Genomic DNA, 25,497 nt, shown 5'->3' on the forward strand with positions numbered 1-25,497 from the left:
CGAATTTGTTCCGTAAACTTATTAAGTGGCTCCCTCCCCGTATTATGAAAAATGCGCTTGTATGGCTTGTAAATGCAGGTTGAAAGTAGACCGTTGGTGGAAATTAACTTAATCCATACCGCCTTTATTTGAAATTTTCCTCCTGTTTATTTTTTTTTCGCTTATTTTCTTTTTAGACTCTGTTCTTTTCCGTTTACTGCTTTTAGTGGGCTTGCTAGATTTACGGATTTTAACGGGTTTAAGTATAAAATTGATTAAACGTATTAATTTATTTAATGCCTCTATTTTATTCTCTAATTGAGATCTGTACTTTTCACATGAAACTTTAATATTTCCGGATTTAATATTTTTATGAATGGCTGCAAGAAGAACTATTTTCTCATGCTCAGTCAAATACTCCGAATTTTGAATGTTAAATTCCAATTCAACTTTGCTTTCTACTTTATTTACGTTTTGTCCTCCTTTACCTCCGGATCTCGACGTAAAATATTGTAATTCTTTTTTAATTCCTTTAATCTGTAACTCTGTTAACATTCCGTTATGGATAACCCGAATGAAAATAAACTTTTTTTCTTCACGTAAATATTAAATTTGATAACAATGCGCAGTTTTTTATTATTCTTGATTCTGACACCATTTATTGGTTCGGCTCAGAGCGTTAAAAAATGTAAACAGCGATTTGATAGCTATTTGAATTTTAGAGGTTCGTTAAATAGCCTGGTGAAATTTGACAACAATAGTATTTGTATTTATCATAACGGCAAAAAAGAATTTTCCTTATATACGAATGAATTGGAGATGATGGCTGAATTTTTTGAGCATACTTCCTTAAAACAACAAACTGAATTATTACAACAAAAAGGGAATAAAAATTACAATAAACGTCAACGGGATAGCCTTTGGATTTATGTGGATGACCGAAAAAAATTACCTAAAAAAAGAAAGGGCTTGCCCTTAGAAGGATATCGAGTCGCCATTGATCCCGGTCACTTTTCGGTCAGTTTGGATGAAGGTGAAATAGAAGGTAAATATCTTTATTTCGCGCTGGATTCAATCAGAAACGGAAAAGATAGTGTTCGAATTTTTGAAAGTGAACTCAGTTTTTTAACAGCTCAAATACTGCGAAAAATGCTGGAAGAACAAGGAGCTAAAGTTTTTTTAACCAAAAACGAAAGTAATTTCACTTCATTCAATTGTACTTATTCATCTTGGTTTGATAAAAGGAAAAATGCCACGTTAGATAGTTTAGTTGAAGTCGGCTTTTTGACCGTTGAGAAGAAAAACAGACTTTTGGCTTTAGATAGAAAAAGATTTTTTTGGGAATTTTTTCGCGATTATGATTTATTAAACAGGGCAAAAATCATCAATACTTTTAATCCGCATGTTTCGGCGGTTATTCATTATAACGTGGATGAAAAAAATGAGCCCTGGAAAAAAACCACTAAAAAAAATGTAACGATGTCCTTTATAGGAGGCGCATTTACTGCAGATAATTTTGAGAAAACAGAAACCCGAATTAACTTTTTAAGATTGTTACTCACCAATCAATTAAATTCCAGTGAAAAAATTTCTGCCCAGGTTACCAATCAATTCAGTAAGCTTTTGCAAATTCCAATTGCTAAGCCTGAGGATGCATTATACTTGAAAAACAACAGCATGACTTTACCGTCACCGGGGGTGTATTCCAGAAATTTAGTCATGTGTAGACAAATTAATTCTCCGGTTGTATACGGAGAGGCCTTGTATCAAGACAATGAAAAGGAATGTATAGAACTTATGAAGAGAGATATTGATAAATATGGGATTAGGGTAAATAGCAGAGTTGTAAAATGCGCAAATGCTTACATGAACGGTATCGCTAAATTTTTAAAGGAGTTATAAAAATCAACGAAATTGATATATTTGTGTAAATAAACTATTAATATGAAAAAACTACTATTTACCGCTGTGGTTGCTTTAATAAGCGTTTCTTGTGCAAAAGACAGAAATTGTACTTGTACAACAACCTCAACCATTCCGGGCTCAACGCCCACCACATTAACATGGACCTTTGTTGAAGTTACGAAAGGCCAGGCAAAAGTGAATTGCGCATCCAAAGTTACTTCGGTAACAAACGGAACAACTACTGTTACTTATACCGATGATTGTAAATTAGATTAATCCAGAAAAAAATGAAAAAAGTATTTATTTTAACCATAGTTGCTGCGGCAACATTTGCATCTTGCAAAAAAGAAAGAACTTGTCATTGCAGAATTGTGCAAGACAATTACGATTTAACAGGAGCTAAAATTTCTACCAATGTATCAGACGTTGATATAAAAATGGAAAAAACAGGCTATCAAAAAGCGTTTAAAAATTGTATTCACAAGAAAACTACTATGAATTATCCGAATACCTCCACTAAAATGGCAGATTACGATGAGTATTGTGAATTAAAAAAGTAAATTCTTTAAAATCGTTTCAATTGAAACGATTTTTTTTTACCCTTTTACTCGACCTTCTATAATTATTTTATCAATTTGTTGTGACCCGAATGCGTAAGGCAAAGAGGCAATGGAATGAATTTCTTTTGTAACAATAAGATTAGCGAGTTTTCCAACGGCAATTGACCCTAAATCTTTTTGTAAATCACAGGCATAAGCGGAATTAATTGTAACCGAATTAAAAGCTTCCTCGGGCGTTAATTTGTATTGAATACAGGCCATGCTCATTATTAACTTCATGTTGCCGGTAGGGCAACTGCCCGGATTGTAATCACTCGCAAATGCAATAGGGCAGCCGGCATCAATTATTTTTCTTGCGGGAGGCAAAGGCAAGTTTAAAAAATAAGCCGCGCCGGGCAAGATAACAGGCATGGTATTGCTGTTTTTTAATAAAGCGATATCTTCATCATTACAATATTCTAAATGATCAACACTTAAAGCACCACATGCAACACCGGTTTTTATTCCATTAGAATGACTGAGTTGTTCGGCGTGTATTTTTCCTTTCAAACCATATTTTTGTCCGGCCTCTAAAATATTTTTGGTGTCTTCTGCTGAAAAATAGCCATTCTCACAAAAGATATCAATGTAATCAACCAGCTTTTCAGCATGAGCAGCGGGTAACATTTCGTGTATTACTAAATCTAAATATGTCTTTTTATTGTTTTTAAATTCTTGAGGGATAGCATGAGCGCCTAATAAAGTAGATTTAATTGGAATGATATTTAAATCTTTCAATCTTTTTATTACGCGTAGCATTTTAAGCTCACTATCTAAATCCAAACCATAGCCACTTTTAATTTCTATACCTACAGTTCCTTGTGCAATCACTTCATCGAGTCTTACTTTCGATTGTTTAAATAAATCGTTCTCTGAAGTTTGTCGCAATAATTTAGCTGAATTTAAAATGCCGCCACCTCTTTTCGCAATCTCTTCATAGCTTAAACCGTTTATCCGATCGGCAAATTCCTGCTCACGGTTTCCGGCAAAAACCAAATGAGTATGACTATCAATAAAACCGGGTAATACAAGTTTATTCGAGCAATCTATTACTTCTAAATCTTTCCAATCACTGATTCCCGGAAAACTTTCCATCAATCCAAAACCTGCAATTCTTCCGTTTTCAATTGCTAACCAGGCATTCTGAATCGAAGGAACAACTTTCATTTCTTTTCCACGTAAAATTTCAGGCGCTTCATGGTAAGTCGACACCAACGATTTAATATTTTTAAGTAATAATTTATTGCTCATGTTAATTGTTCAAAATTGAAAAGTGCAGCATCCGCAAGAAAACAAATGCTTTCTATTCCCTAAAAATATAAAAAAACATTCATTTACCTCTTTCTTATTTACTTTTTAAATAGAGCCATGTAAATTCATTGAATTTGAAAGAATGTAAGGTGTTTTATACATTGAAATTGCTTGCGTTTACTTTTTGAATTCCCTGTTAAAATATAGTACATTTGTAATGCATGGCAGGAAATAGCATTGGCATAATTTTCAAATTAACCTCATTCGGAGAAAGTCACGGCGCAGCAATCGGGGGTATTATTGATGGGTGTCCGGCCGGATTGAAAATTGATATAAGTTTTGTGCAATCTGAATTAAATAGGCGAAGGCCCGGACAAAGCGAAATAACGAGCGAAAGAAACGAGGAAGATCAAGTGGAGTTTTTATCGGGAATTGCTGATGGTATAAGTTTAGGAACTCCTATCGCATTTTTAATCCGGAATAAGGATTCTAAGAGTGAAGATTATACTCACCTTGATGGAAACTATAGACCCGGACATGCCGACTATACGTATCAAATGAAATATGGTATACGAGAGCATAGGGGAGGGGGAAGAAGTAGTGCCAGAGAAACCATTAGTAGAATTGTTGCGGGAGCTATTGCAAAACAAATATTGCATCATAAAGGGATTCAGATAAATGCTTTTGTAAAGCAGGTTCATCAAATCAAAACTGAAAAACATTACAGTGAACTGAATTTTAATGAAATTGAAAAGAGTATAGTTCGTTGTCCGGATTCTAGCGTTTCTAAAAAAATGGAGGATTTGATTTTAAAAACTAAGCAGGAGGGGGATAGTGTAGGCGGCATTATACAATGCGTAGTACAAAATGTTCCTGTTGGATTAGGAGAGCCGGTATTTAATAAATTACATGCGCAATTGGGACATGCTATGTTGGGAATAAATGCAGTAAAAGGGTTTGAGTTTGGAGAAGGATTTAATGCAGTTTATTTAAAGGGTTCAGAAATGAATGATGTTTTTGTAAAGGAAGGAGATCAAATTAAAACAAATACCAATCATAGTGGAGGAATACAAGGTGGAATAAGTAACGGCATGCCCATTTATTTTAATGTAGCTTTTAAAGCAGTTTCAACAATTATGATGGATCAAAAATCTGTAGATTCTAACGGAAATGAAATTATTTTAAAAGCAAAAGGCCGGCATGATCCCTGCGTTTTACCCCGTGCAGTGCCAATAGTTGAAAGTATGACGGCTTTAGTAATGGTAGATTTTTTATTGCAAGTGCAACTGAATAAAATTTAATTCGGAATAATAAATTCCTGAATGAGTTCCTTTTTAGAAGGATGAACGAAAAAACAATTTCTAACTCCGTTATCCTTTTCTCGACGTAACGTTTTTACAGGCACTAAACCATCGTTCACGTGATTGTAAAATTCATAGCCATAAGGTAAAAGAATGTCTTCCAATTTCCCTTCAATTTCATTAAACAAAGTTTCGCAAATAATAATGGGCTTGAACTTAGATAACAGTATGTCAGATTTTTGTAAAATGAAATGTTCTGTGCCTTCGGTATCCATTTTTACTAAATCCACCTTGTCTTCTGGATTTTGTTTTAGATAATCATCAGCAGTAACACATTTAACCGAGTTTTTCACGAACATTCTTGAATCTGTTTTAGAACCTGCATTTCCCTCTCCGGCCAAATTGTATTTTAAATACGTGTATTTGTAGGATTTCACTTCATAAAAATCAATACTGCCTACCTGATTAGATAAAGCAATAGATTCAACCTTTATGTTGTTTAAATTATTTAATTGAATATTTTCCTGTAAATAATGTAATGGTCCAAGTGCAGGTTCAAAAGATTTAATTTTAATCTTCGGGTTAATTTTAGAAGCCAGTAAACTAAAATATCCAATATTGGCCCCAATGTCATAAAAGCAATTGGAAGTAGCGGCTAACTTTTCGAATATGGGGGTATATTCAAAATTCTTGTAACCGTTCCAGTAAATAAGTGATGTACCGAAATTAGTTTGATTGGTTTTGAGATACAATATTTTTCCGTTCGATAAATTAATTTTGATTTTTCCGGAAGGAGGAATTTTAAAACTTTTGGGCAAGAATGGAAATAAGTGTTTAACTAAACCGGTAAGGATTGGGTTAATTAAATCGGAATAAATAAGCCGGTAGAGGAATTGTTTCATTTTAATTTAAGATACTGTTGAAATACAACTTTAATTTCGTTTTTGAAGATAAAATAAAATACAATGCTAAACAGTGTAAACTGACCTAAATAAAGATACAAGTTGTAATCCGGAGAGATTTGGTATTGAATAATGTTGTAAACTATGAAAATAAATGGAAGGCCAATAATTTTAAAATAATTGTATTCGTATTTAAATATATTTTTAGTGAGTAACACAGTAAGAATAACCTGAATAACTTTGGTAATAAGGGTGGCATAAATAGCGCCTAATAAAGCGAAATGCTTTATTCCAAAATAGGTTAAAGCAATTTGGAACGCAGCCGTGATAAGGTATATCTTCAACAACAAAATGGAGTTTTTTGTAAATTGAATGGTGGCTAGGTAATAATTTAAAATTCCGGTTAAGGCATAGGTGGTGGCTAACAAGCCTATGTATTGATCACTTTGGTAGAACTCAGGCTTGTTTATGAAAATTTTGTAGAGGACGGGTATAACAATGCAAAAGAAAATCAATTGCATAATATTTACAAAATTAAACACGTTAAAGTAACGGTTACTTTCTTTTGTTGTTTTATTTTCGCCTTCCTTTTTCCATATTTCATACACTTTGGGAAAAATTACGGCTGATAATCCATTTTGAACAAACATTACTCCAAAGAAGCATTTCATCACCGTATCATAGGCGTTAATTTCTATATTAGAAATAAAATGTTGAAGAAATAAACGGTCAACGTTACCTAATATCCAAAAACAAAATACAACGAGTACATAAGGACTGCAAAATACCATTAAATCTTTCAAAAAAGTTTTTTCGAATTTTAATGTTCCGTTAGAAGAATAAATATATTGCGCCAATAAAAAAATAATTGCTCCGGATAGTAAACGACCGTACATAGGGCCAATTAATGAGTCAGGAAATAACTTTAGTCCTCCAATAGAAATGACGAGTGTAGCAACGAAATTGATAAAATTAACCCCAAAATAAAGTCTTTCTTTTTTGAAATAAATTAAACAATTGGTGGCTGTTTTGAAGTAGGCATTAAAAAATCCGGTTAAAATGGAATAAAATCCCCAAGGCCAGAATTCCATTTCAAATTCAGGAACAAAGCAAGTGGAAAATAAAAAATCCCCACTTATGCTAAATAAGAGTAATAAAATTATTCCGATAAGTAATAAAAGGATGGAGATGGTTCCGGTAAATTTTTTTTGTTCCTGTGGTTCATTAGCAAGTTGTGTGTATTTAACCCCGTAATAAGTGTCGATGGAAAAGGAAAAGATGATTTGGGTTAATAAGGTGATTAGAATGTAATAGGCAAGTTGTGTGAATTGAAGGGTAGGGAGGTAATTGGTATAAAAGGGTAGAAGAATAATTCCTCCCACCATGGGCAATGCACCCGAAAGGGTAATGATGATAGATGATTTTAGAAATGATTTACTAATCATTTAATACGCTGATATACAAAAAAATCACTGATTGAGTTCTCTATACCATTTTGAGTTTCACGATATTTATTTTTTACGGTATCGATTAATTTAAATTCCGGAATGTGAGCCTGCACAAACTTACTGAAACTTCTTCTGTTCTCGTGCTGATAAATGGGTTCTTTTTCCTGATCGTAATCACTGGCATAAATAATTACGTATTTTTCGGCCGTATGAAACAAATCCAATAAATATTTCTCAAAAATTTCCTTCTCAACCAAGTGATAAAGTACATCAAGTGATAGCGTTAGTTCTGCTTTAAAAATTTTGTGGTTATCGTAAAAGGCGAGAGAATCATAGATCAAAAAACTTTTAGTTTTATCATTTTTGAAAAGATTGTGACAAATATTAATAGCGGTTCTACTAACATCCAATCCGATATAATTGGGATACTTTGCAATTTTCAATTGATTACCATCGCCACAACCAAATTCCATGATGGTATTAATAGCATTTGATTTTACGAAATTATTTAAGAATTCAGCTTTAAATTCGGCTAAATGTGTATAGGATCCGGCACCGGAATTTCCTTCTTTTTGATAACGTTCTTCCCAATACTCACCCGAGCCTTTAAATTTCTTCTTTTGCTGGTTACGCTTGTAATCTTCTATAAACTTGATTTTTAATAAACTCTCTTTTAATCCCATTGTTAAAAAGGCATATTTTAATTAACACGAAGGTAGTAAAAATTAGTTCATTGCATTAGCTTGAATTATAATACTTTTGTAAAAGTGAATGTATTGTTTTATAGTAATTGGTATCCCTCCGAAAAACATCCCTATTTGGGTATTTTTGTGAAAAAACATGCTGTATCGGTAAAGCAATGCGCAATAAATGTACATATTTTCAGTTTCATATTATTTCCATCCAAAGCTATTTTTAAAAAAAGTCAAAGTGATTTTGTTGATGAATTTGGTATGACTAATACGCAAATTATTATTGAATCCCGATTTTATAAATTGATACACATTTTACCTTTTATTCAAAAAAAAATAGTGTCAAAATCATTTGATAAAGTGATCCGTGAATTCAAGCCCGACCTATTGCATTCTAATATTATTTACCCGGCCGCTTTAGTTGCATTTGATTTGAGTAGAAAATACCATTTACCTCACGTGATAACGGAACACTGGACTAAAATCGATCGATTTATGAACTCCAGTCTTTTTGCTAAAAAAGCGAAAAAAGTGTATCAACAAGCAAGTAAAATAACCGCAGTTTCTTTGTTTTTGAAAAAGAATATTGAAGATTACAATAGTGCAGGAAATGTTATTCGAATTCCAAATGTCATAGATTTACAAGTTTTTAATTACAAAGAAAAAAAGCAAAAGAGTGGTCAACTTGTTTTTACCTGTGTGGCTCAATGGAATTACCCCAAGCGTTTAGATTTGATTATGCAAAGCTTGGAACAACTTGCTACGGAAAAAAAGCAAGCTGTTAAAATACAAGTTGTTGGGAATGGGGCCATGGCCGATCAATACAAAACTATGAAATGGAATATTGATACTGTTTTTTATAAAAATATTCCGCCTGCACAAATAGCAGACTTAATTCATGCTTCCGATTTTTTTATTCATGCTTCAGATATAGAAACCTTTTCAGTAGTCATTGCCGAAGCTTTAAGCACAGGTACACCGGTAATCGCATCGAATAATACGGCTATCGTTGAATTAATTAACGATGGAAACGGAGTGTTGTGTGAAAATGATTTAGCCAGTTGGAACAAAGGATTAAAACAATTGATTTCAAAAAATTACAATCATAAAGAAATCGCTAAGCAATGCGATCGTTTTTCTTCTGATAAAATCGGAAAACAATTTGAAGAAATATATCATCAAATTTTAAAATCTTAATCTGTACCCTGAGAGGCCAATCTGGAAATGTGCAGCGTTTTCCAATCTACATCCGGACCTTCTAATGATAATCCAACAAAACTTATTCCGTTTTTCAAAAAAGTATAACCGGTACTTTTAAAGATTTCAATTTCTTTTTTAGACTCTTCGTTATGTGAAAACCCCCAATAGCGAATGGTAAAACAATTTTTTAAATGCTTGTATTTCATTAAAGCTCTAATTAACTGAGCGCATTGCTCTTCGTTCGTATAAAACATATGTAAAATGTAACACAAACCGCGGTTTACTGTAAATATTAAAGAAGCATTGATGATGTTCTGTTCAATAATATTGAGCTGGTAATAATTTTTTGAATATGGATTGTTACGTATTCGGTAATTAAAAAAATCCATATCTAATTTCAATCCAATCGCGTTGTTTTTTCCTAAATAATTTAAGTTTGCTGAGTTGAGTGGTATAAACTCTTCTCGAGTATTTAAGACCTTATTTATTTTAAAGGATTGAATAATTTGATCCACTTTAGATTTTAAGCACAATAAAAGTATTTTCAATTTTCGGTTGAACGAATTGTTTTTAGCAAGTTTGCTGTAATAAGCATAAGCTTTAAAGGGTTTTAATACTAAAAGCCCCATGGATGTTTGAAAGGGAATTTCAAAACCCAAATTTAAAAATGGTTTTTTAGCATACGTAAATCCCCATAATATATGTATACCCATTCTGCGACATTCCATGAACAGTAAAAAATACATTTTATCGAAAATGGATAATCCTCGGTATTCAGGATCTACTAGGGTATCTTCTGATTTTGCGCTTAAAATAGTTTCATTTTTCTCATTTACAAAATAATAGGGGATGGCGCATTGTGTGCCAACTATTTTTGTGCCATGTTCGGCAATGATGTATAGCGCTTTACCGGCAGGAGATGAATTAAATTCCCAAACAAATTGTTCCTTGGTTCTGTTTTTTGAATAAATGCGGTTATAAAAGGCATTTATATTATCAATGTCGGAATCATTGGCTAAACGAACTTCTATTTCATCTTCCAGCGAAACTCTTGTTTTATTTGATCCAGGCTTTGACAATTCCATTTGTTTTGGTAAAGATAGTCAAGAACTTTTTTATATTCATTTAAATATCCTTTGTATTTATAATTAGTAAAGAAAGTGTTGTGCCATAAAATAGAGAGTAAAGCATTTTCGCTATTCTTTTCTAAAAAATCAATAATTGTGTTTCCGGTTTCTGTTACCGGAATTTTCAGGTAGCGTTGAAAAGTACCATCCATAATATGTAATGGAATTTCCAGGAAATCATAGGGTTTACCGTTTTCAATATCATAGGGATGAAATGGATAACCATAATTATTTCGGAAGCCATAATGTTCGGCGTAACCCAACGAGGCGTCACTTTCTAATTTAGCCTGCTGAATGGCCTTATAGGCATGCGGGAGTTGAAATTTCAGGTAATGATATCGGTTATCGTTTACTTTTATTGGCATTTTTTTAAGTTCCGTCTCAAAACTATCAGTGGAAATGCTTTTATGTATTCCGTTATGAAACGCGGATTGGTCAATTTGTTGAATTATTTTTTCAACCTTAAGGTCATTAATGTCGTAATCGGAATTGGTTTGTCGCTGGTCTACTTTTCCGCGATTCACCAACCAATAAAAAGTAGAAACATATCCGTACGCACCTTCTGTTTTCATAATAAAATCCATATTAAACCAATGCGGTTTTTGCATAAATGCATGGAATATTAATTTAATCAGTACATCAATCCTGCCGTGTTTGATAGCCCAAACACCATCCTGATAAAAGGAACCGTGGATAGAATCAATATCATGGCTTAAATAAAACGAACTTTTGATGTTTTGAAAACTAAAGTGCTTTTGAAACGATTCATGGTTTTGGTGAATCTGTTTCATTTTTTCAAACACCCGATTTTGAATGGGTTTATATTTTTTTTGTAAGGAATCAGAAAACTTAAATCTTCCCAATTCATCATAAGCGTTTTTGTCGCAATTATATTCCTGAAAGGAATTAATAGCATAAAAAATTTCTAAAAACGGAAAATCTAATAGTGCGTTTTGTATTTTGGATTTATCGGCCTGCGTTAAAAAATGAACGGTCTCATTATCAGAATTGATCTGATGAGTGGTTTTAAATTTCGATAATTCGTTATTAATAATTTGTAAAACGCCGGAGTTATCAGGGGAGTTAATGCTAAAATTAGGCGTATTTAAAAATACCTGATATAAGTAAGGAGCAATCAAATGTTATTGGTATAGATTAAAAATGAATTAATCTTCATCTTGCTCATGAAAATCGCCGCCCTCAAAATCCACATCTTCATCCTTCTCTAGATCGTCATCTTCAGTTAAATCTTCTTCCCCTTCTTCTCCTTCTAAGGCACCTAAATCTTCTTCATCCACAGCATGATCTTCTGAGGCTATAGCTTTATAAACTTCTTCATCCGGAATTTCTATGCTCTTCAGTAAATTGGCAAATCCGTTTTCAGGATTTAGTTCTTCTTCACTTATTTTCGGAACTTGTTTGTATTGTTTAGGTGCAGTGCCCACAGATCGGCTGCAAACGGGATAATTTAATTTAGGATTGTCTTCCGCAATTTTCACCATCTCTATCAAAAAACTCCATTGTGCTTTTGAGTCAAAAATATAAACAAAACGTTGATGGGGTTGCTCAATGTATTTGGCTATTTTCACATCTGCCATCAACTTTTTAGGACTAATACCTTTTCTGATTTCTTCTTCATCAAGTGGTAAATCTTCTTTTTTCAGAGTTACTTCCTGGTTTTTTCTCCAATAATCATCACTCACAAAAAAGGAAGCTGAATGTTTATCATCAAATTTAAAAGCCTGTTGTATGGCCGTATGAAACTCAGCGAATGATTGAGCAGCTTTAATGTCAATGTCTCTGTAAACATCTTCATTGTCCTCCCAATATACTCTAAATCGATAAACGGCCATATTTATTTGGTTTTATAAATTTTAGAATTCATTATGCCTAATTTATTAAAGAAGTGCGTAAAGGATACGCCAAGCACTCCTAATCCATACTTCATACTTCTTCTAAAATTGATGGAGCTGGCTTCAGGAAAATACTTAGTTGGACAAGTTACTTCAGCAATTTCAAATCCTGCATAAAAAATCTGAGAAATCATTTGATTATCGAATACAAAATCATCAGAATTGGCATGGTAATTTATTTTTTCAAGTACCTGTTTAGAAAATGCTCGATAGCCGGTATGGTATTCCGACAATTTTTGATTAATTAGAATATTCTGGCTTAAAGTTAAACAACGGTTAAAGATGTATTTGTACATAGGCATACCACCCTTTAAGGCGCCTTTGCCTAAAATTCGAGAGCCAAAAGCAACGGGAAATAAATCATTGGCAATTAAATAACTTAAACTATGAATTAACTTTGGGGTATATTGATAATCCGGGTGTAACATGATTACGATATCTCCGCCTAAGCTAAGGGCTTTATCATAACAGGTTTTTTGGTTTCCACCGTATCCTTTGTTTTTTTCGTGTCGGATCACATGTGTAATACCAACTTGTTTGGCCACTTCAACCGTGTTATCTGTGCTATGGTCATCAACCAAAACTACATCGTCTACAATATCAAAGGGAATTTCATCGTAGGTTTTTTTAAGCGTTAAGGCTGCGTTGTAAGCAGGTAATACGGCAATTATTTTTTTTCCGTTAATCATAGGTGAGCAAAAATAACAAAGTTTAATGAATTTTCAGCCTTAAATATAATCAAATAAACGTATTTTTAATGCAAAATAGTGTTACTAAAAAAACTACATAAACTAACCTTAAAATCGTTTTTGCCGCCTTTTTTTGTTACACTTTTTGTGAGTGTTTTTCTCTTTTTTTTGGTAACCGTTGTTATCACGTATCTGGATGATTTTATGGGAAAGGGATTAAAGACGAGTGATTTGTTGATCTTGTTTTTTTATGCTTACGTAGCCTGGATTCCGCAATGTATTCCCTTAGCCGTTTTATTGGGTTCTATTATGAGTTTTGGTAATTTGGCCGAGAATTATGAACTGGCCGCCATGAAGTCGTCGGGCCTGTCTCTTTTTAAAATAATTAAACCGGTATTTATTTTTATTTTGTTCTTGGCTTTGGGAACTTTTTTATTCAACAACTTTGTAATGCCCGTAGTGCAGTTAAAGTTTCAGTCTTTGCTTTGGGATATCCGTCAAACTAAGCCAACCGTAAGCATTAAAGAAGGTATTTTTTATAATAAAATTGATGACTACAGCATTAGAGTAGGTAAAAAATCAAAAAATAAAGATACCCTGAAGGAAATTTATATCTATGATCACAGTGCACATCAAGGCAATATTATTCAAATGTACGCCAGGGAAGGGAAAATGTCAACCTTGCCCGACAGTAGTGCCATTGTATTAACCTTAAGAGATGGAAACCGTTATGAAGAAGTACAAAATCATCAGGTGAATCAAACCAAAAAAACACTTTCGCAATTAAGTTTTAAGCAATTACAGGTGAATATTGAATTGGTGGATTTTAAACTTAAACGCAGTGCTGAGGAACAATGGAAGGGAAATGAAAATATGCTTAATATCTGGCAAATAGATTCCGTGGCTGATTCCACCAAACGAAAAATCAGCAACAAATTGTTAGGTGTATACCGTCATGTCGATGATCAGTTTTATTTCAGAACTACAGGTACCATTCGAGTGCAGGAGAAATCGGAAAAACAATTTGCCAAATTAAATCAGTTTTACGATAGTTTAAATGCGATGCAATATGCTCAATGCTTAGATTACGCCCTAAACATTACACGAACGAATACCGGTTATTTAGAGGGAACTATGGTGAGTTTACGAGGGGACGAACAAGATATTCTTCGTTTTTTAACCGAATGGCACAAACGTATTGTGATTTCATTTGCTTGTGTGATTTTATTTTTTATTGGCGCGCCATTAGGAGCAATCATCAAAAAAGGTGGTTTAGGATTGCCGGTAGTAATAGCGGTGTTTTTCTTTCTGGCTTATTTTATTTTATCGGAAGCTTTTACCAGTTTGGCTTATGATGGAACTTTACCTCCCTATGTGGCCATATGGACTCCCTTATTTATTTTTATGCCCATTAGTATATTCTTGACCTATAAAGCTGCTAAAGATTCCGCTCTGTTCGACCTTGGTTATTATTTTGCTCAGATTAATCAATTTTTTAAAAAGAAAAAAACTGCTTAAAATATTACAAATATCCAATAAAGCACCGTATCCGCCCAATGATGGCAGTAGCATTGCTATTTACAATATGGCAAAGGGATTTATTGCTAATGGAGTGGATTTAAAGCTGCTATGCATAAATACAGCAAAACATTTTAAACCGGATGATCAAGTGCCAAGCGATTTTAAATCGAATTGCAAATACCAATCTGTTTTTAAAAATACCAACACAAGTTTCTTTGGCGCACTTAGTAATTTATTTTCAACAGATTCCTATTTTGTGAGTCGCTTTTATTTTCCTGAGTTCGATAAGCAATTGAAAAAAGATTTAACATCGAATCAGTATGAGATAGTGCAATTAGAAGGTTTGTTTATGGCCGTTTATTTGCCGGTAATTCGGAAGTATTCTAAAGCCAAAGTGATTTTACGCGCACATAACGTGGAATATTTAATATGGGATAGGCATATTCGAAATGAAAAAAATATTTTAAAAAAATTTTATCTCAGTATTCAAAACAAACGATTGAAAAAATTTGAAATTAGCACCTGTAATCAAGTTGATGGTATTGTAAGCATTACAGATGTAGATAAAAATATCTTTTCCCAATTGGCCCCGAAGTCAAAAGGTTTTACCTGTATAACCGGCGTTGATTTAAAGGAATATCAAATGAAGGAAAATGAGGTAAATACTAAAATGTTTATTTTCTCGTCAATGGACTGGATGCCTAACATTGAAGCGGTGGATTGGTTTTTAAAAAATTGTTTTCCAAAGATCACTAAGGCTGTTCCTGATTGTAGATTAGTTATTGCCGGAAGAAACATGCCGTCACATATTCGTCAACTAAAAGATAAAAATATTGAAATAATGGAGGATGTTAAAAGTTCATCTTCCTTCTATCAAAACCATCAGCTGATGTTGGTTCCTTTATTGTCGGGTAGTGGATTGAGAATTAAAATAATTGAAGGAATGGCCTATGGCAAAGCAATTGTTTCCACTTCAGTTGGAGCGGAAGGAATAAAAGCAGTAAATGGCAAACATTTTGTTTTAGAAGATGAGACCAATAAATTTTCGGATGCTGTTATTTATTTATTGCAAAACAAGGAGGAGTTGAACAAATTAAGTTTGAATGCCCGGAAGTTTGCCGAAGAAAATTTTGAAAATAAAAAAGTGGTGCAAGGATTGTTAAATTTTTATCCCGAATTAAATGCTTAAACTATTTCTTGTTATATTTTGTTTAAGTGTGTTTGCCATTTTGCATACCTATGTTTTTTATCCATTACTGATTATTTTCTTCGCTTCGTTTAAAAAAAGAGTTCCTTCAATAAATAAAAATTCAGATTTGCCCGAAGTGTGTGTTTTAATTGCTGCATATAATGAAGAAAAAGTAATTGGACAAAAGATTCAATCTATTGTAGAAGGGGATTATCCATTGGAGAAGATTCGAGTGCTTATTGGTTCTGATGCTTCAACAGACGATACCAATCAAATTATTCAAAATTGGAAAAGTAAATACTCTTGCGTCGAGTTAATTGAATTTGGGGGAAGAACCGGAAAAGCAGGAATTATTAATAAACTGGCTGAGCTGGCGGGTAAAAAGATTTTAATATTAACGGATGCGAATGTGATTTTTGCAAAAGATACTTTAGGGCATTTGCTTATGCATTTTAATAACGAACAAGTGGCTCAGGTTTGCGCCAACATTATTAAAGTAGCGGATTCGAAAGTTGGAATAGCCGGGGCAGAGAAGTCATATCTTGCTTTGGAGAATAAAATAAAATACAGTGAAAGTCTTTTATTTGGAATTGTGATGGGAGCGGAAGGTGCCTGTTATGCCATACGTAGCGAATTTTACAATCCGGTGCCTCCTAAGTTTTTCATGGATGATTTTTATATGACTATGAATGTAATAGAGCAAGGTGGTAAAATTGTTTTTGCTAAAGAAGCAATATGTTTTGAAGATGTGCCGGATAAATCTTCCGAGGAGTTTAAACGCAAGATTAGAATTTCAATCGGAAATTTTCAAAATTTATTTCGGTTTAAAAAATTATTATGGCCTCCCTGGTCGGGCGTTTCATTTGCATTTTTATCGCACAAATTATTGCGCTGGAAAACTCCTTTTTTAATTCTGACTGCGCTAAAAGTTTCTATACTTCTTTCGTTTTATTTCCCCTTATTTCAGATATTATTAATACTACAGTGTATTGGAATTTTATCTCCGCTTTTGGATAAACTTACTTTATCTAAAATATTTTTCATTCGCTACCTCTCTCATTTTTATATGATGAATGCGGCCTTACTCATTGGCTTTTTTAAATTTTTAAAAGGAGTGGATACTAATATTTGGACGCCTACCGAAAGAAATGTTTAAAGCAAAATTTTATATAGTATTTGTGATGGTATTTCTGTTTAAAGGGAATGCTCAAAATACTGTTAACCCAAAAACCGTAAAAAAAGAGGGTAAAGTTATTGAAGTGAAACATGCCGCCAGTTTAACTTACGATCGTTCTAAAAGTGATGCGCGTTTTTTAACCGGCAATGTAATATTTGAACACGATGGAGCTTTATTAAATTGCGACACCGCTTTATTATATGAAGGCGAAAACAAATTAGAAGCCAGCGGACATATTTTAATTACTAAAGGGGATAGCATTCGCGTAACCGGTGAAAAATTATTTTATAGCGGGGCAACTAAAATGGCCACATTAGAAAGAAACGTGCGATGTGTGGAAAAGGATATGATCTTAACCACCAACTTACTCACTTTTGATGTGGGAAATTCAATTGCCAATTATTATGAGGGAGGTACCATAGTAAATAAGGATAATACCTTAACCAGTAAAAACGGACACTATTATTCAGCCACAAAGGAATTAGCCTTTCATTATGATGTGGAGTTGGTAAATCCGGATTATAAAATGAAATCAGATACTTTACGTTATAATACGGTAAGTAAAACGGCGTATTTTTTAGGTCCAAGTATCATCATCAGTAAAGACGATTATATCTACTGTGAAAACGGTTGGTACGATACGGAAAATGAAAAATCACAATTTAGTAGAAATGCAGTATTAGTTACTAAAAATCAAAAATTAAGAGGAGATAGTTTACTGTATGATCGGAATTTAAAAATGGGTCGTGCTTTTAATAATATTCAATTAATTGATACCTCCCAAAAATCCATCATTTATGGAAATTATGCAATTTATTATCAGGAGAAATCGGAAGCTACAATAACCGATAAACCTATTTATGCCAGAATGATAGAGAAGGATACCTTGTTTATTGCAGCAGATACTTTGTATCATAGGGACCTTGATTCGGTAGATAATTTTTTAAATGCCTATCATCATGTTCGTTTATATAAAAAGGATATTCAAGCCTTGTGTGATTCCGCCGTTTTAAACACCAAAGATTCTTTATTGCAATTGATTCGTGAGCCTTTATTATGGGCAGAAAAATCGCAAGCTAAAGCAAAATTCATGCACATTTTTATCGGAAAAAATTCTGTGAAAGGATTTAAGATGGACGGCAATAGTTTTTTGATACAGCAGTCGGATTCGCTGGGAAAATACAATCAACTATTAGGAAAAAGCATAGAGGGTTTTATTGCTGATGATACCATCAGAAAAATAATCGTTAAAGGAAATGCCGAGATTTTATATTACCCTTTAAACGATAAAAAGAAACCGATAGGATTGAATAAAACAAGCAGTTCTGAAATTACCCTTTGGTTTCAAAAGGGAGAAATAGAAAGGGCTTCATTTAAACCTAAGTCAGAAGGTAAAATAGATCCCATTAAGGATGTGGACGTGCAGAATGCCCAATTAAAAGGTTTCACTTGGTTATATGAAAAAAGGCCGAAAGGAAGATTTGATTTGCATTTACAAAAATCAATTCCTGAAAAGGAAATTAAACTTGATGAAAAGAAACCGGAAGTGATGCCGGTTAAAAAAAAGAAGAAAAAATGAGTTTAGTTAATTAAATCCATCCACCCATATTGGTTTTGGCGGTTTTCTTTCTTCCCTTGCAATCGCGTTTTTTAGTTTTACAAGCTTGTGTCAAAGTGCCAATCACCAAAAAAATTAAAAGTATTTGAATTATTTTTTTCATTGTAATTTACATTTCAACTAAAGTGCCTACTTGGTCACCTTGAACTAAATTAAATAAATTTCCTTTTTTATTCATATCAAAAACAATGATAGGTAGGTTGTTTTCTTTGCAAAGGGTAAAGGCAGTTAAATCCATCACTTCTAAACCTTTTGAATATACTTCTTCAAACTTAATGTGGTCAAATTTTACCGCATTTTTATCTTTTTCCGGATCTGCGGAATAAATTCCGTCAACTCTGGTTCCTTTTAAAATCACATTGGCTTCAATTTCAATTGCTCGTAAAGTAGCTGCAGTATCGGTAGTGAAATAGGGATTTCCGGTTCCGGCACCAAAAATAACTACGCGTCCTTTTTCCAAATGCCTTACTGCAATTCTTCGGATATAAGGTTCGCATATTTGTTCCATTTTTATGGCGCTTTGTAAGCGGGTAGGTACATTCATTCCTTCCAGGGCAGCTTGTATAGCCATACTATTAATTACTGTGGCTAGCATGCCCATATAATCGCCATGTACGCGGTCCATGCCTCCTTTTTCTGCTTGTATACCTCTGAAAATATTTCCTCCTCCTATTACAATGGCCACTTCGCAACCTGCATCGTGAATTTTTTTAATTTCATCGGCGTATTCTTTTAATCTTTGCTGATCAATTCCAAAACCTTTTGCGCCCATGAGTGCTTCGCCGCTTAATTTGAGGAGGATTCTTTTGTATTTCATTTTTTAGTTCTTTGGTTTTTTTAAAAATAGATATTCTATTTTTTAATGTTCTTTTACTTTTTCAACAATTCATACCAATTAATGGGCAAAAAAAATCCCCAAACTAAAAGTCGGGGATTCCTGAATTACGATAATGCGTATCGCTTGTACGACGAAACGGTCAGGTCTTTTTCAACCCCCTGTAAATATTGTCGAACAGTTAATTTATTATCAATAAAATATTCCTGATTCAATAAAGTTGATTCTTTATAGAATTTGTTGATTTTACCTTGAGCAATTTTCTCTACCATATCTTCCGGCTTGCCTTCCGCGCGAGTAGTTTCTCTGGCAATATCCAATTCTCTTTGAATGGTGTTCTCATCAACGTCATCTTTATCTATAGCTACCGGAGCCATAGCGGCAGCCTGCATAGCAATATTTTTTGCAGTTTCGTCAGTTACTTTTTTATTGAAACCTAAAGCAACAGCCAATCTATTTCCCGGATGAATATAACCAACAACTTGTTCAGCTGTGATCATAGAATAATATCCGATATCGATTTTCTCCCCAATTTTTCCTACTTGTTCCATGAATTTATCGCCAACTGTAATACTACCGTCGTAAGATAAAGCTTTCAAAGCTTCCGCTGTTTCAGGTTTGTTTTTTAAGGCAACATCAGCAACGGATTCAGCAAACTTAATAAAGTCGGCATTTTTAGCCACAAAGTCTGTTTCACAGTTTACGCTAATCACAATTGCACTTTTCTTATCGTCTGATGTTTTAGAAAGTACTACACCTTCTTTAGCATCTCTATCTGCGCGGTTTGCGGCCACCTTGGCGCCTTTTTTTCTTAAATAATCTACTGCGGCTTCAAAATCGCCGTTGCTTTCTTCTAAAGCCTTTTTACAATCCATCATGCCTGCACCTGTTTGCTGGCGTAATTTGTTCACTTCTGCTGCTGTAATTGCCATGTTTTTATTTTTATTAATGATTGGTTACAAAAAACGGTCAGTCTGAACACAGAATGACCGCTCTTTTTTAATTATTAAATTTTATTTTTTAGCTCCAACTCTTTTGCGAGTGCCTTTTTTAGCCGGTGCTTTTTCTTCTGAGCTGTCTTTTTCTGCGCCTTTAATTTTTAGTCCCTGTGCCAATTCTTCTGCCTCTGTTGCGCTTTCTTCTTTAGTATCTAATTCTTCTGAGCTCGCTTCTTTATCTAATTTACGATCTGATAAACCTTCACGGATAGCTGCTGTCATTAATTCAATAATGTATGCAATAGATGTTGATGCGTCATCGTTTGCGGGAATTGCAAAATCAACAACATTTGGATTTGAATTGGTATCTACAATTGCAAAAGTAGGAATGTTTAACCTTTTTGCTTCTGCAACGGCAATATGTTCTTTCGTTATATCCACAATAAATAAAGCAGCAGGTAAACGAGATAAATCAGCAATTGAACCGAATTGAATTTCTAATTTTTCACGCTCACGTGAAATTTGTAAACGTTCACGCTTAGAAATATTTACAAAGGTTCCGTCTGTAGCCATTTTATCAATTTGGGACATACGACGAACTGATTTACGAATAGTAGCAAAGTTAGTTAACATACCGCCTGGCCAACGCTCGGTTACATAAGGCATATTTACATTTTTCACTTTTTCGGCTACAATATCTTTAGCTTGTTTTTTTGTAGCAACAAATAAAACTTTTCTTCCAGATCTGGCGATTTGTTTTAATGCTTCTGCTGCTTCATCAATTTTAGCAACTGTTTTGTTTAAGTCAATAATATGAATTCCGTTTTTTTCCGCATATATATATGGGGCCATTGCCGGATTCCATTTGCTCTTAAGGTGTCCGAAGTGTGCACCGGTTTCAAGTAATTCGTTGAATGAAGTTCTTGCTGACATGTTTTATACTTTCTCTTTAATAATGGATTAACGTTTACTGAATTGGAATCTAGCACGAGCCTTCTTCTGACCAAACTTTTTACGTTCAACCATTCTTGGATCGCGGGTAACTAAACCTGCTGCACGTAAGTCTTTTTTAAGCTCTGCATTCTCTTCAATAATTGCTTTAGCAATTGCTAAACGAATGGCCTGAGCCTGACCTGTGATTCCGCCACCTTTTACATTTACTTTAATGTCATATGCATCTCTTACATTGGAGATGTTTAATGACTGAGTAACCATATAATGTAGAGTAGGGGTTTTGAAATATTCTTTATAATCTCTTCCGTTTACTTCGATGTTGCCACTACCTTTTTTTACGTATGCACGAGCAACTGAGGTTTTTCTGCGTCCTGATGTGTTAATTATTTCCATTTAGCGTAATTACTTATTTAATTTTTGATAGGTCCACTTTTTTAGGTTGCTGAGCATCCATTCCGTGCTCTGTACCAGTGAAAATACGCACATTGGTATTCAATTTACGTCCCAAAATCCCTTTGGGTAACATACCATGAATAGCATGAGTTAAAATTTCAGTTGGTTTTGTTTTTAACAACATCTTTGGAGTTGCAAAACGCTGCCCTCCCGGATAACCAGTGTATCTAATGTATTCTTTATCCGTTAATTTTTTTCCTGTAAAACGAACCTTATCGGCATTGATGATAATTACATTACTGCCTGAGTCTGAATTAGGCGTATAACTCGTTTTATGTTTGCCTCTTAATAAATAAGCAACTTTCGACGCAAGGCGTCCAACTACTTGATTTTCAGCATCAACAAGGAGCCATTCTTTATCAGCAGCTTGTTTGTTGATGAACTTTGTTTTATAACTTAATGCGTCCACTTTCTTGTAATTTTATCTTTTTCCTAATTTAAGGGGTGCAAATGTAGGTAGATTTTTTGAAGCTAACAAACTTTTTTTAAGAGAAATAAGTTGCTTTTGAAAAATTAATTTAAACCAGCTTTTGAATTTTGAAACACTAGCTTCAAAATAAAACGCTCTAATCTTTTTTAACCTAACTACTTGTTTTTATTAAAATCAATTATTTCCAATTTTAACAAAAAAACACGAAATATTAGCGAAAATGCTCAATTTTGTTGAAATAATTGCTGAATTCTACCTCTTTTTTGTCTAAAATTAAAAAGATGCCTCTGTGTTTTAAAACCAATTTTATGGAATTAACTGTTGAATTTTAAGAACTATTTTAAACTGAAGGTATTACAACTTGCAATTGAACAAATTATTTTTACCTTTACTAAGCAAATTTTACCGCATACATAAATATGAAGAAAATTTTACCTTTTCTTTTTTTATTGTTTTCGTTCTCTTCTTACTATGCACAACCGGGCGTTGGACCGGCTCCTTATTGCATGCCCACTTATTGGAATGTTCCTTGTAATCAGCCAAACGTTTCTAATGATATTAATAATTATGTGAATGATTTTATCGATCATTTTTTTACAAGTGGAGGCGTAACTAATATTAATAATATGAATTCTCTTTGTCAAACTCAATTACTGGGTGGAGTTCAGCAAAATTTTATCAATTACGCTTGTCCAACTCATTTGCGTGCCAATGCGGGAGCTGTAATTACCTGTAATTTTCAATCTGGAATTATTTTTGGTCAGGGATTTGCAGTTTTTGTTGACTGGAATAAAGATTGTGTTTATTCTATGTCGGAAATGGTTTGTGGTACGCCTAACGTGCCTAGTCCTGCCACACCGGCATCCGCTAATTTTGTAATTCCGGCGGCCACAGCTAGTGGAGCCTATAAAATGCGGGTTCGTTGTGCTTTTGCAACCGTAGGCACATCCATTGATCCTTGCTTACAATATAGTTATGGTGAAACGCATGAATACACTTTGTATGTTGGCGTGGCTTGTAATGGTGCTTTACCCGTTTGTACCGTTTTACCTGTACAGATGAGTTTCTTTAATGCTGTTGCTTTAACTAATTCAGCTGAAATTATTTGGGGTACAGCGTCGGAAAGTAATAATAATTATTTTACGATTGAACGGTCGTTTGATATGGAAAATTTTGAATTGGTTCAACAGGTGAAAGGGGAAGGCGATACGTACACCGGCAAAGATTATCATGTTATAGATCCACAAGTAAATAAAAATGGTATAACGTATTACCGAATTAAACAATATGATTATGATGGGAAATTGGGTCACTCTGAAGTAATTAGTTTAATAATGAAAAGAGATGCAACTAAATTGGAAGTTGTTCCTAATCCTTTTAGTGATGAATTAAAAATAAAATTGCCTGTAACATTCAACTCAAATATTTCCAAATTCGAGATGCGTGATGTGAATGGTGTAGAAGTTAATACTTCAACTAATCCCATTGATAAATCTAAAAAAAGCATTCAACTGAACCTTGAAAAACTTTCACCCGGAATGTATTTCATTACGGTTTACGGTGAAGATGGAAGCTTGTTTAATGAACGTGTGATAAAAAACTAATCACCTGTTGTTTTAATAATAAATTCAACTCTTCTATTATTAAATCTACCTTCTTCGGTTTGATTATCATCAATAGGATTTGAACTACCGAACCCTTTAAACCTTACATTTTTTTCGAGAACGCCCTTGGCTATCATGTAATCTGCAACCGCCTTTGCGCGATTAAATGAAAGTTCTAAATTCTTTTTTTCTTCGCCTAAATTATCGGTATGTCCAAAAATTTCAATGCTAAGTTTAGGTTTAACCTTTAAATAAGCCGCAATTTCGTTTAGTTCTTTATAAGCTGAAATGTTTAGAAGCGATTCTCCAGTTTTAAAAAGCATATTTTTAAAAACGGTTATTTTATCTGCAATTACTTGTTCGACAGTATCCGGAGCTACAATAACAATTTCGGGTGTTTCGGAAAAAGTATTAGAAGCGTAATCAATAATTTCTGTGGTATCTTCTTTCTCCGGCTTGTATTCATACAAACTTACATCATCAATATAATAATAGGCATCGCGTTGATACTTTTTGTAAATCGGTGAACTTACCTGTTCGGGTGGATAATTTCCTGTTTTCCAAATTCTATTTACGGCAAAGCTTCCAATGAGTAAAGTATTTTCTCCGCCTGTAGCTTTGAAACGAATTTCCAGTTCGTGCCACTCATCAATTTCCATACCCACTTCTTCTTCTAATGGAATGTAAATAGGTTTGAGATTAGTGATGATGTCTGAATGTTCGTATCTCACTTTATCTTTTAAAAAGCATACGCCAATTTTATTTACAGCCAGTGGAGAATAATCTGATAAACTAATGTACATGCGTAACACATATTCCTGATTTGCATTTAACGCGCCATTGAGTGTAGTTTGTAAGTATTCACGATAGTAGCCGTGTGAGCAGGCAAAAAATCCTGCATAACACTTGCCGGAATGTGCGTTTTGAATCCCCATCCCATTATTCGGTACATCTACGCGTGATAATTTTTTTTCTTTTTTACCGCAGGTGCAAAATAAATCAGTAGTGGCACGACTGGGCGAATTCCATGATGCATTGGTGTTCAAAGCAGAGTAATCCATAGGAATAGCTTTATTGTTTTCAAAGCTGGAATCGGGAACAAGATTATACTGTGAAAATGCGAATGTGTACAGAAAAAGAAAAGAAATATGTATTAAAATTCTGTTCAATATTATTTTTGCAGGTTGAATTTAGAACTAATTATTTATTTCAGAATATTCATTATTGTTTTTTTACATACTTGGTAAGAATTACGATCGATTGTTCATTGATCTTACCTTCTATATGTTCTGCGTTTTCACTAACCAGCTTTATTCTTTTTACCACAGTTCCCTTTGAAGCCGTAAAGTTTGTACCTTTTACGTCCAATGCTTGAGTTAATACAACATTATCTCCGTTTTCCAGAATATTCCCAAATGCATCTTTATGCACCGCTGCAATTTCAAAAGCACTCATGGCCCAATTCACAATTTCTTCCTCCACATCAACCGAAGAAAGCGTATTATTTGCCCAATCTTCATTTTTAAAATTTTGCAATAATCGATAGCTAAGTGCTTTTACCGCCGGCGTTTCACTCCAAATACTTCCTTCGAGGCATCTCCAATAATGACTTTCATTTTCATGGTTTAATTTGGAGTGACAAGTATCACAAAGTGAAACCTGATGATTGATGTCTTCATCGGACTTCGGACTAACCGTAAAAGCAATGGTAGGTTCATTTAAATTGCAAAGTTCGCAAAGGTTGTTATTTCGTGCTTTTAATTTTTCCATAA

The 25,497-nt window shown here is 33.7% G+C and carries 26 protein-coding genes; 10 read left to right on the forward strand and 16 right to left on the reverse strand.

Annotated elements, in window-relative coordinates:
- Window positions 1–108: 108 nt before the first annotated feature.
- A complete protein-coding gene (gene arfB, locus IPM51_05360; protein MBK9283732.1) occupies window positions 109–534 on the reverse strand; it encodes an aminoacyl-tRNA hydrolase in 426 nt (141 codons plus the stop codon).
- Window positions 535–600: 66 nt separating this feature from the next.
- Between arfB and IPM51_05365 the strand changes: the two genes are divergently transcribed.
- Genes IPM51_05365 through IPM51_05375 form a run of 3 tightly spaced genes read left to right on the forward strand, consistent with a single transcriptional unit; the run spans window position 601 to window position 2,444 of the window.
- Window positions 601–1,881 carry an N-acetylmuramoyl-L-alanine amidase gene (locus IPM51_05365; protein ID MBK9283733.1) on the forward strand — a complete coding sequence of 427 codons (1,281 nt, stop codon included), beginning with the start codon at window positions 601–603 and terminating at the stop codon, window positions 1,879–1,881.
- A 42-nt stretch (window positions 1,882–1,923) separates the two neighbouring features.
- Window positions 1,924–2,160: a hypothetical protein gene (locus IPM51_05370; protein MBK9283734.1), complete on the forward strand. Its 237-nt coding sequence runs from the start codon at window positions 1,924–1,926 to the stop codon at window positions 2,158–2,160.
- Window positions 2,161–2,171: 11 nt separating this feature from the next.
- Window positions 2,172–2,444: a hypothetical protein gene (locus IPM51_05375; protein ID MBK9283735.1), complete on the forward strand. Its 273-nt coding sequence runs from the start codon at window positions 2,172–2,174 to the stop codon at window positions 2,442–2,444.
- Window positions 2,445–2,480: 36 nt separating this feature from the next.
- On the opposite strand, the gene IPM51_05380 is transcribed toward IPM51_05375, so the two are convergent.
- Window positions 2,481–3,734 carry an imidazolonepropionase gene (locus tag IPM51_05380; protein MBK9283736.1) on the reverse strand — a complete coding sequence of 418 codons (1,254 nt, stop codon included), beginning with the start codon at window positions 3,732–3,734 and terminating at the stop codon, window positions 2,481–2,483.
- A 221-nt stretch (window positions 3,735–3,955) separates the two neighbouring features.
- Here IPM51_05380 and aroC point away from each other — a divergent pair, with 221 nt between their 5' ends.
- Window positions 3,956–5,035 carry a chorismate synthase gene (gene aroC, locus IPM51_05385; GenBank protein ID MBK9283737.1) on the forward strand — a complete coding sequence of 360 codons (1,080 nt, stop codon included), beginning with the start codon at window positions 3,956–3,958 and terminating at the stop codon, window positions 5,033–5,035.
- Here the strand turns inward: aroC and IPM51_05390 are convergent.
- From IPM51_05390 to IPM51_05400, 3 genes are read right to left on the reverse strand one after another with little or no spacing between them, the layout of a single operon-like run.
- Window positions 5,032–5,937 (reverse strand): FkbM family methyltransferase, encoded by a 906-nt coding sequence (locus tag IPM51_05390; GenBank protein MBK9283738.1) that lies wholly within the window; start codon window positions 5,935–5,937, stop codon window positions 5,032–5,034. The two genes, aroC and IPM51_05390, sit on opposite strands and share 4 nt — an antisense overlap.
- A complete protein-coding gene (locus IPM51_05395; protein ID MBK9283739.1) occupies window positions 5,934–7,382 on the reverse strand; it encodes a hypothetical protein in 1,449 nt (482 codons plus the stop codon). Before IPM51_05395 ends, IPM51_05390 begins: the two co-directional genes overlap by 4 nt.
- Window positions 7,379–8,032 (reverse strand): hypothetical protein, encoded by a 654-nt coding sequence (locus IPM51_05400; protein MBK9283740.1) that lies wholly within the window; start codon window positions 8,030–8,032, stop codon window positions 7,379–7,381. The genes IPM51_05395 and IPM51_05400 overlap by 4 nt, the downstream gene beginning before the upstream one ends.
- 96 nt (window positions 8,033–8,128) lie before the next feature.
- Between IPM51_05400 and IPM51_05405 the strand changes: the two genes are divergently transcribed.
- Complete coding sequence (locus tag IPM51_05405) at window positions 8,129–9,274, forward strand: glycosyltransferase (protein ID MBK9283741.1); 1,146 nt, start codon at window positions 8,129–8,131, stop codon at window positions 9,272–9,274.
- Here IPM51_05405 and IPM51_05410 read toward each other — a convergent pair.
- Genes IPM51_05410 through IPM51_05425 form a run of 4 tightly spaced genes read right to left on the reverse strand, consistent with a single transcriptional unit; the run spans window position 9,271 to window position 13,006 of the window.
- Window positions 9,271–10,356, reverse strand: a complete 1,086-nt coding sequence (locus IPM51_05410) for a GNAT family N-acetyltransferase (GenBank protein MBK9283742.1) — start codon at window positions 10,354–10,356, stop codon at window positions 9,271–9,273. The two genes, IPM51_05405 and IPM51_05410, sit on opposite strands and share 4 nt — an antisense overlap.
- Window positions 10,305–11,543 (reverse strand): hypothetical protein, encoded by a 1,239-nt coding sequence (locus IPM51_05415; GenBank protein ID MBK9283743.1) that lies wholly within the window; start codon window positions 11,541–11,543, stop codon window positions 10,305–10,307. The genes IPM51_05410 and IPM51_05415 overlap by 52 nt, the downstream gene beginning before the upstream one ends.
- A gap of 27 nt (window positions 11,544–11,570) precedes the next feature.
- Window positions 11,571–12,257 carry a hypothetical protein gene (locus tag IPM51_05420; protein ID MBK9283744.1) on the reverse strand — a complete coding sequence of 229 codons (687 nt, stop codon included), beginning with the start codon at window positions 12,255–12,257 and terminating at the stop codon, window positions 11,571–11,573.
- Window positions 12,258–12,259: 2 nt separating this feature from the next.
- Window positions 12,260–13,006 carry a glycosyltransferase family 2 protein gene (locus IPM51_05425; GenBank protein MBK9283745.1) on the reverse strand — a complete coding sequence of 249 codons (747 nt, stop codon included), beginning with the start codon at window positions 13,004–13,006 and terminating at the stop codon, window positions 12,260–12,262.
- 120 nt (window positions 13,007–13,126) lie between these two features.
- Between IPM51_05425 and IPM51_05430 the strand changes: the two genes are divergently transcribed.
- From IPM51_05430 to IPM51_05445, 4 genes are all read left to right on the forward strand, one after another.
- Complete coding sequence (locus IPM51_05430; GenBank protein MBK9283746.1) at window positions 13,127–14,524, forward strand: LptF/LptG family permease; 1,398 nt, start codon at window positions 13,127–13,129, stop codon at window positions 14,522–14,524.
- 67 nt (window positions 14,525–14,591) lie between these two features.
- A complete protein-coding gene (locus IPM51_05435) occupies window positions 14,592–15,716 on the forward strand; it encodes a glycosyltransferase family 4 protein (GenBank protein MBK9283747.1) in 1,125 nt (374 codons plus the stop codon).
- A complete protein-coding gene (locus tag IPM51_05440) occupies window positions 15,709–16,872 on the forward strand; it encodes a glycosyltransferase (GenBank protein ID MBK9283748.1) in 1,164 nt (387 codons plus the stop codon). Before IPM51_05435 ends, IPM51_05440 begins: the two co-directional genes overlap by 8 nt.
- Window positions 16,865–18,472: a hypothetical protein gene (locus tag IPM51_05445; protein MBK9283749.1), complete on the forward strand. Its 1,608-nt coding sequence runs from the start codon at window positions 16,865–16,867 to the stop codon at window positions 18,470–18,472. The genes IPM51_05440 and IPM51_05445 overlap by 8 nt, the downstream gene beginning before the upstream one ends.
- A 148-nt stretch (window positions 18,473–18,620) precedes the next feature.
- Here IPM51_05445 and IPM51_05450 read toward each other — a convergent pair whose 3' ends face one another.
- From IPM51_05450 to rplM, 5 genes are all read right to left on the reverse strand, one after another.
- Window positions 18,621–19,328 (reverse strand): UMP kinase, encoded by a 708-nt coding sequence (locus IPM51_05450; protein ID MBK9283750.1) that lies wholly within the window; start codon window positions 19,326–19,328, stop codon window positions 18,621–18,623.
- 125 nt (window positions 19,329–19,453) lie between these two features.
- On the reverse strand, window positions 19,454–20,278 hold the full coding sequence (locus IPM51_05455; GenBank protein MBK9283751.1) for an elongation factor Ts: 825 nt from the start codon (window positions 20,276–20,278) through the stop codon (window positions 19,454–19,456).
- An 81-nt stretch (window positions 20,279–20,359) separates the two neighbouring features.
- The gene (gene rpsB / locus IPM51_05460) at window positions 20,360–21,217 is read right to left on the reverse strand and encodes a 30S ribosomal protein S2 (GenBank protein MBK9283752.1); all 858 of its coding nucleotides are present in this window, start codon (window positions 21,215–21,217) and stop codon (window positions 20,360–20,362) included.
- Between the two features lie 27 nt (window positions 21,218–21,244).
- Complete coding sequence (gene rpsI / locus IPM51_05465; GenBank protein ID MBK9283753.1) at window positions 21,245–21,631, reverse strand: 30S ribosomal protein S9; 387 nt, start codon at window positions 21,629–21,631, stop codon at window positions 21,245–21,247.
- Between the two features lie 13 nt (window positions 21,632–21,644).
- Window positions 21,645–22,100 carry a 50S ribosomal protein L13 gene (gene rplM, locus IPM51_05470; protein MBK9283754.1) on the reverse strand — a complete coding sequence of 152 codons (456 nt, stop codon included), beginning with the start codon at window positions 22,098–22,100 and terminating at the stop codon, window positions 21,645–21,647.
- Between the two features lie 440 nt (window positions 22,101–22,540).
- Between rplM and IPM51_05475 the strand changes: the two genes are divergently transcribed.
- Window positions 22,541–23,725 carry a T9SS type A sorting domain-containing protein gene (locus tag IPM51_05475; protein MBK9283755.1) on the forward strand — a complete coding sequence of 395 codons (1,185 nt, stop codon included), beginning with the start codon at window positions 22,541–22,543 and terminating at the stop codon, window positions 23,723–23,725.
- Here IPM51_05475 and IPM51_05480 read toward each other — a convergent pair.
- The gene (locus tag IPM51_05480) at window positions 23,722–24,894 is read right to left on the reverse strand and encodes an OmpA family protein (protein ID MBK9283756.1); all 1,173 of its coding nucleotides are present in this window, start codon (window positions 24,892–24,894) and stop codon (window positions 23,722–23,724) included. The two genes, IPM51_05475 and IPM51_05480, sit on opposite strands and share 4 nt — an antisense overlap.
- A gap of 52 nt (window positions 24,895–24,946) precedes the next feature.
- Window positions 24,947–25,495: a PhnA domain-containing protein gene (locus tag IPM51_05485; GenBank protein MBK9283757.1), complete on the reverse strand. Its 549-nt coding sequence runs from the start codon at window positions 25,493–25,495 to the stop codon at window positions 24,947–24,949.
- Between the last annotated feature and the right edge of the window lie 2 nt (window positions 25,496–25,497).

The sequence above is a fragment of the Sphingobacteriaceae bacterium genome (assembly GCA_016715905.1).
In the GTDB taxonomy this organism is placed as follows: Bacteria; Bacteroidota; Bacteroidia; order B-17B0; family Aurantibacillaceae; genus Aurantibacillus.

Coding starts and splice junctions, on each gene's coding strand:
- arfB (MBK9283732.1), bottom strand. CDS start 534: ATGTTAACAGAGTTACAGATTAAAGGAATTAAAAAAGAATTACAATAT.
- IPM51_05365 (MBK9283733.1), top strand. CDS start 601: ATGCGCAGTTTTTTATTATTCTTGATTCTGACACCATTTATTGGTTCG.
- IPM51_05370 (MBK9283734.1), top strand. CDS start 1,924: ATGAAAAAACTACTATTTACCGCTGTGGTTGCTTTAATAAGCGTTTCT.
- IPM51_05375 (MBK9283735.1), top strand. CDS start 2,172: ATGAAAAAAGTATTTATTTTAACCATAGTTGCTGCGGCAACATTTGCA.
- IPM51_05380 (MBK9283736.1), bottom strand. CDS start 3,734: ATGAGCAATAAATTATTACTTAAAAATATTAAATCGTTGGTGTCGACT.
- aroC (MBK9283737.1), top strand. CDS start 3,956: ATGGCAGGAAATAGCATTGGCATAATTTTCAAATTAACCTCATTCGGA.
- IPM51_05390 (MBK9283738.1), bottom strand. CDS start 5,937: ATGAAACAATTCCTCTACCGGCTTATTTATTCCGATTTAATTAACCCA.
- IPM51_05395 (MBK9283739.1), bottom strand. CDS start 7,382: ATGATTAGTAAATCATTTCTAAAATCATCTATCATCATTACCCTTTCG.
- IPM51_05420 (MBK9283744.1), bottom strand. CDS start 12,257: ATGGCCGTTTATCGATTTAGAGTATATTGGGAGGACAATGAAGATGTT.
- IPM51_05425 (MBK9283745.1), bottom strand. CDS start 13,006: ATGATTAACGGAAAAAAAATAATTGCCGTATTACCTGCTTACAACGCA.
- IPM51_05435 (MBK9283747.1), top strand. CDS start 14,592: ATGGCAAAGGGATTTATTGCTAATGGAGTGGATTTAAAGCTGCTATGC.
- IPM51_05440 (MBK9283748.1), top strand. CDS start 15,709: ATGCTTAAACTATTTCTTGTTATATTTTGTTTAAGTGTGTTTGCCATT.
- IPM51_05445 (MBK9283749.1), top strand. CDS start 16,865: ATGTTTAAAGCAAAATTTTATATAGTATTTGTGATGGTATTTCTGTTT.
- IPM51_05450 (MBK9283750.1), bottom strand. CDS start 19,328: ATGAAATACAAAAGAATCCTCCTCAAATTAAGCGGCGAAGCACTCATG.
- IPM51_05455 (MBK9283751.1), bottom strand. CDS start 20,278: ATGGCAATTACAGCAGCAGAAGTGAACAAATTACGCCAGCAAACAGGT.
- rpsB (MBK9283752.1), bottom strand. CDS start 21,217: ATGTCAGCAAGAACTTCATTCAACGAATTACTTGAAACCGGTGCACAC.
- rpsI (MBK9283753.1), bottom strand. CDS start 21,631: ATGGAAATAATTAACACATCAGGACGCAGAAAAACCTCAGTTGCTCGT.
- IPM51_05475 (MBK9283755.1), top strand. CDS start 22,541: ATGAAGAAAATTTTACCTTTTCTTTTTTTATTGTTTTCGTTCTCTTCT.
- IPM51_05485 (MBK9283757.1), bottom strand. CDS start 25,495: ATGGAAAAATTAAAAGCACGAAATAACAACCTTTGCGAACTTTGCAAT.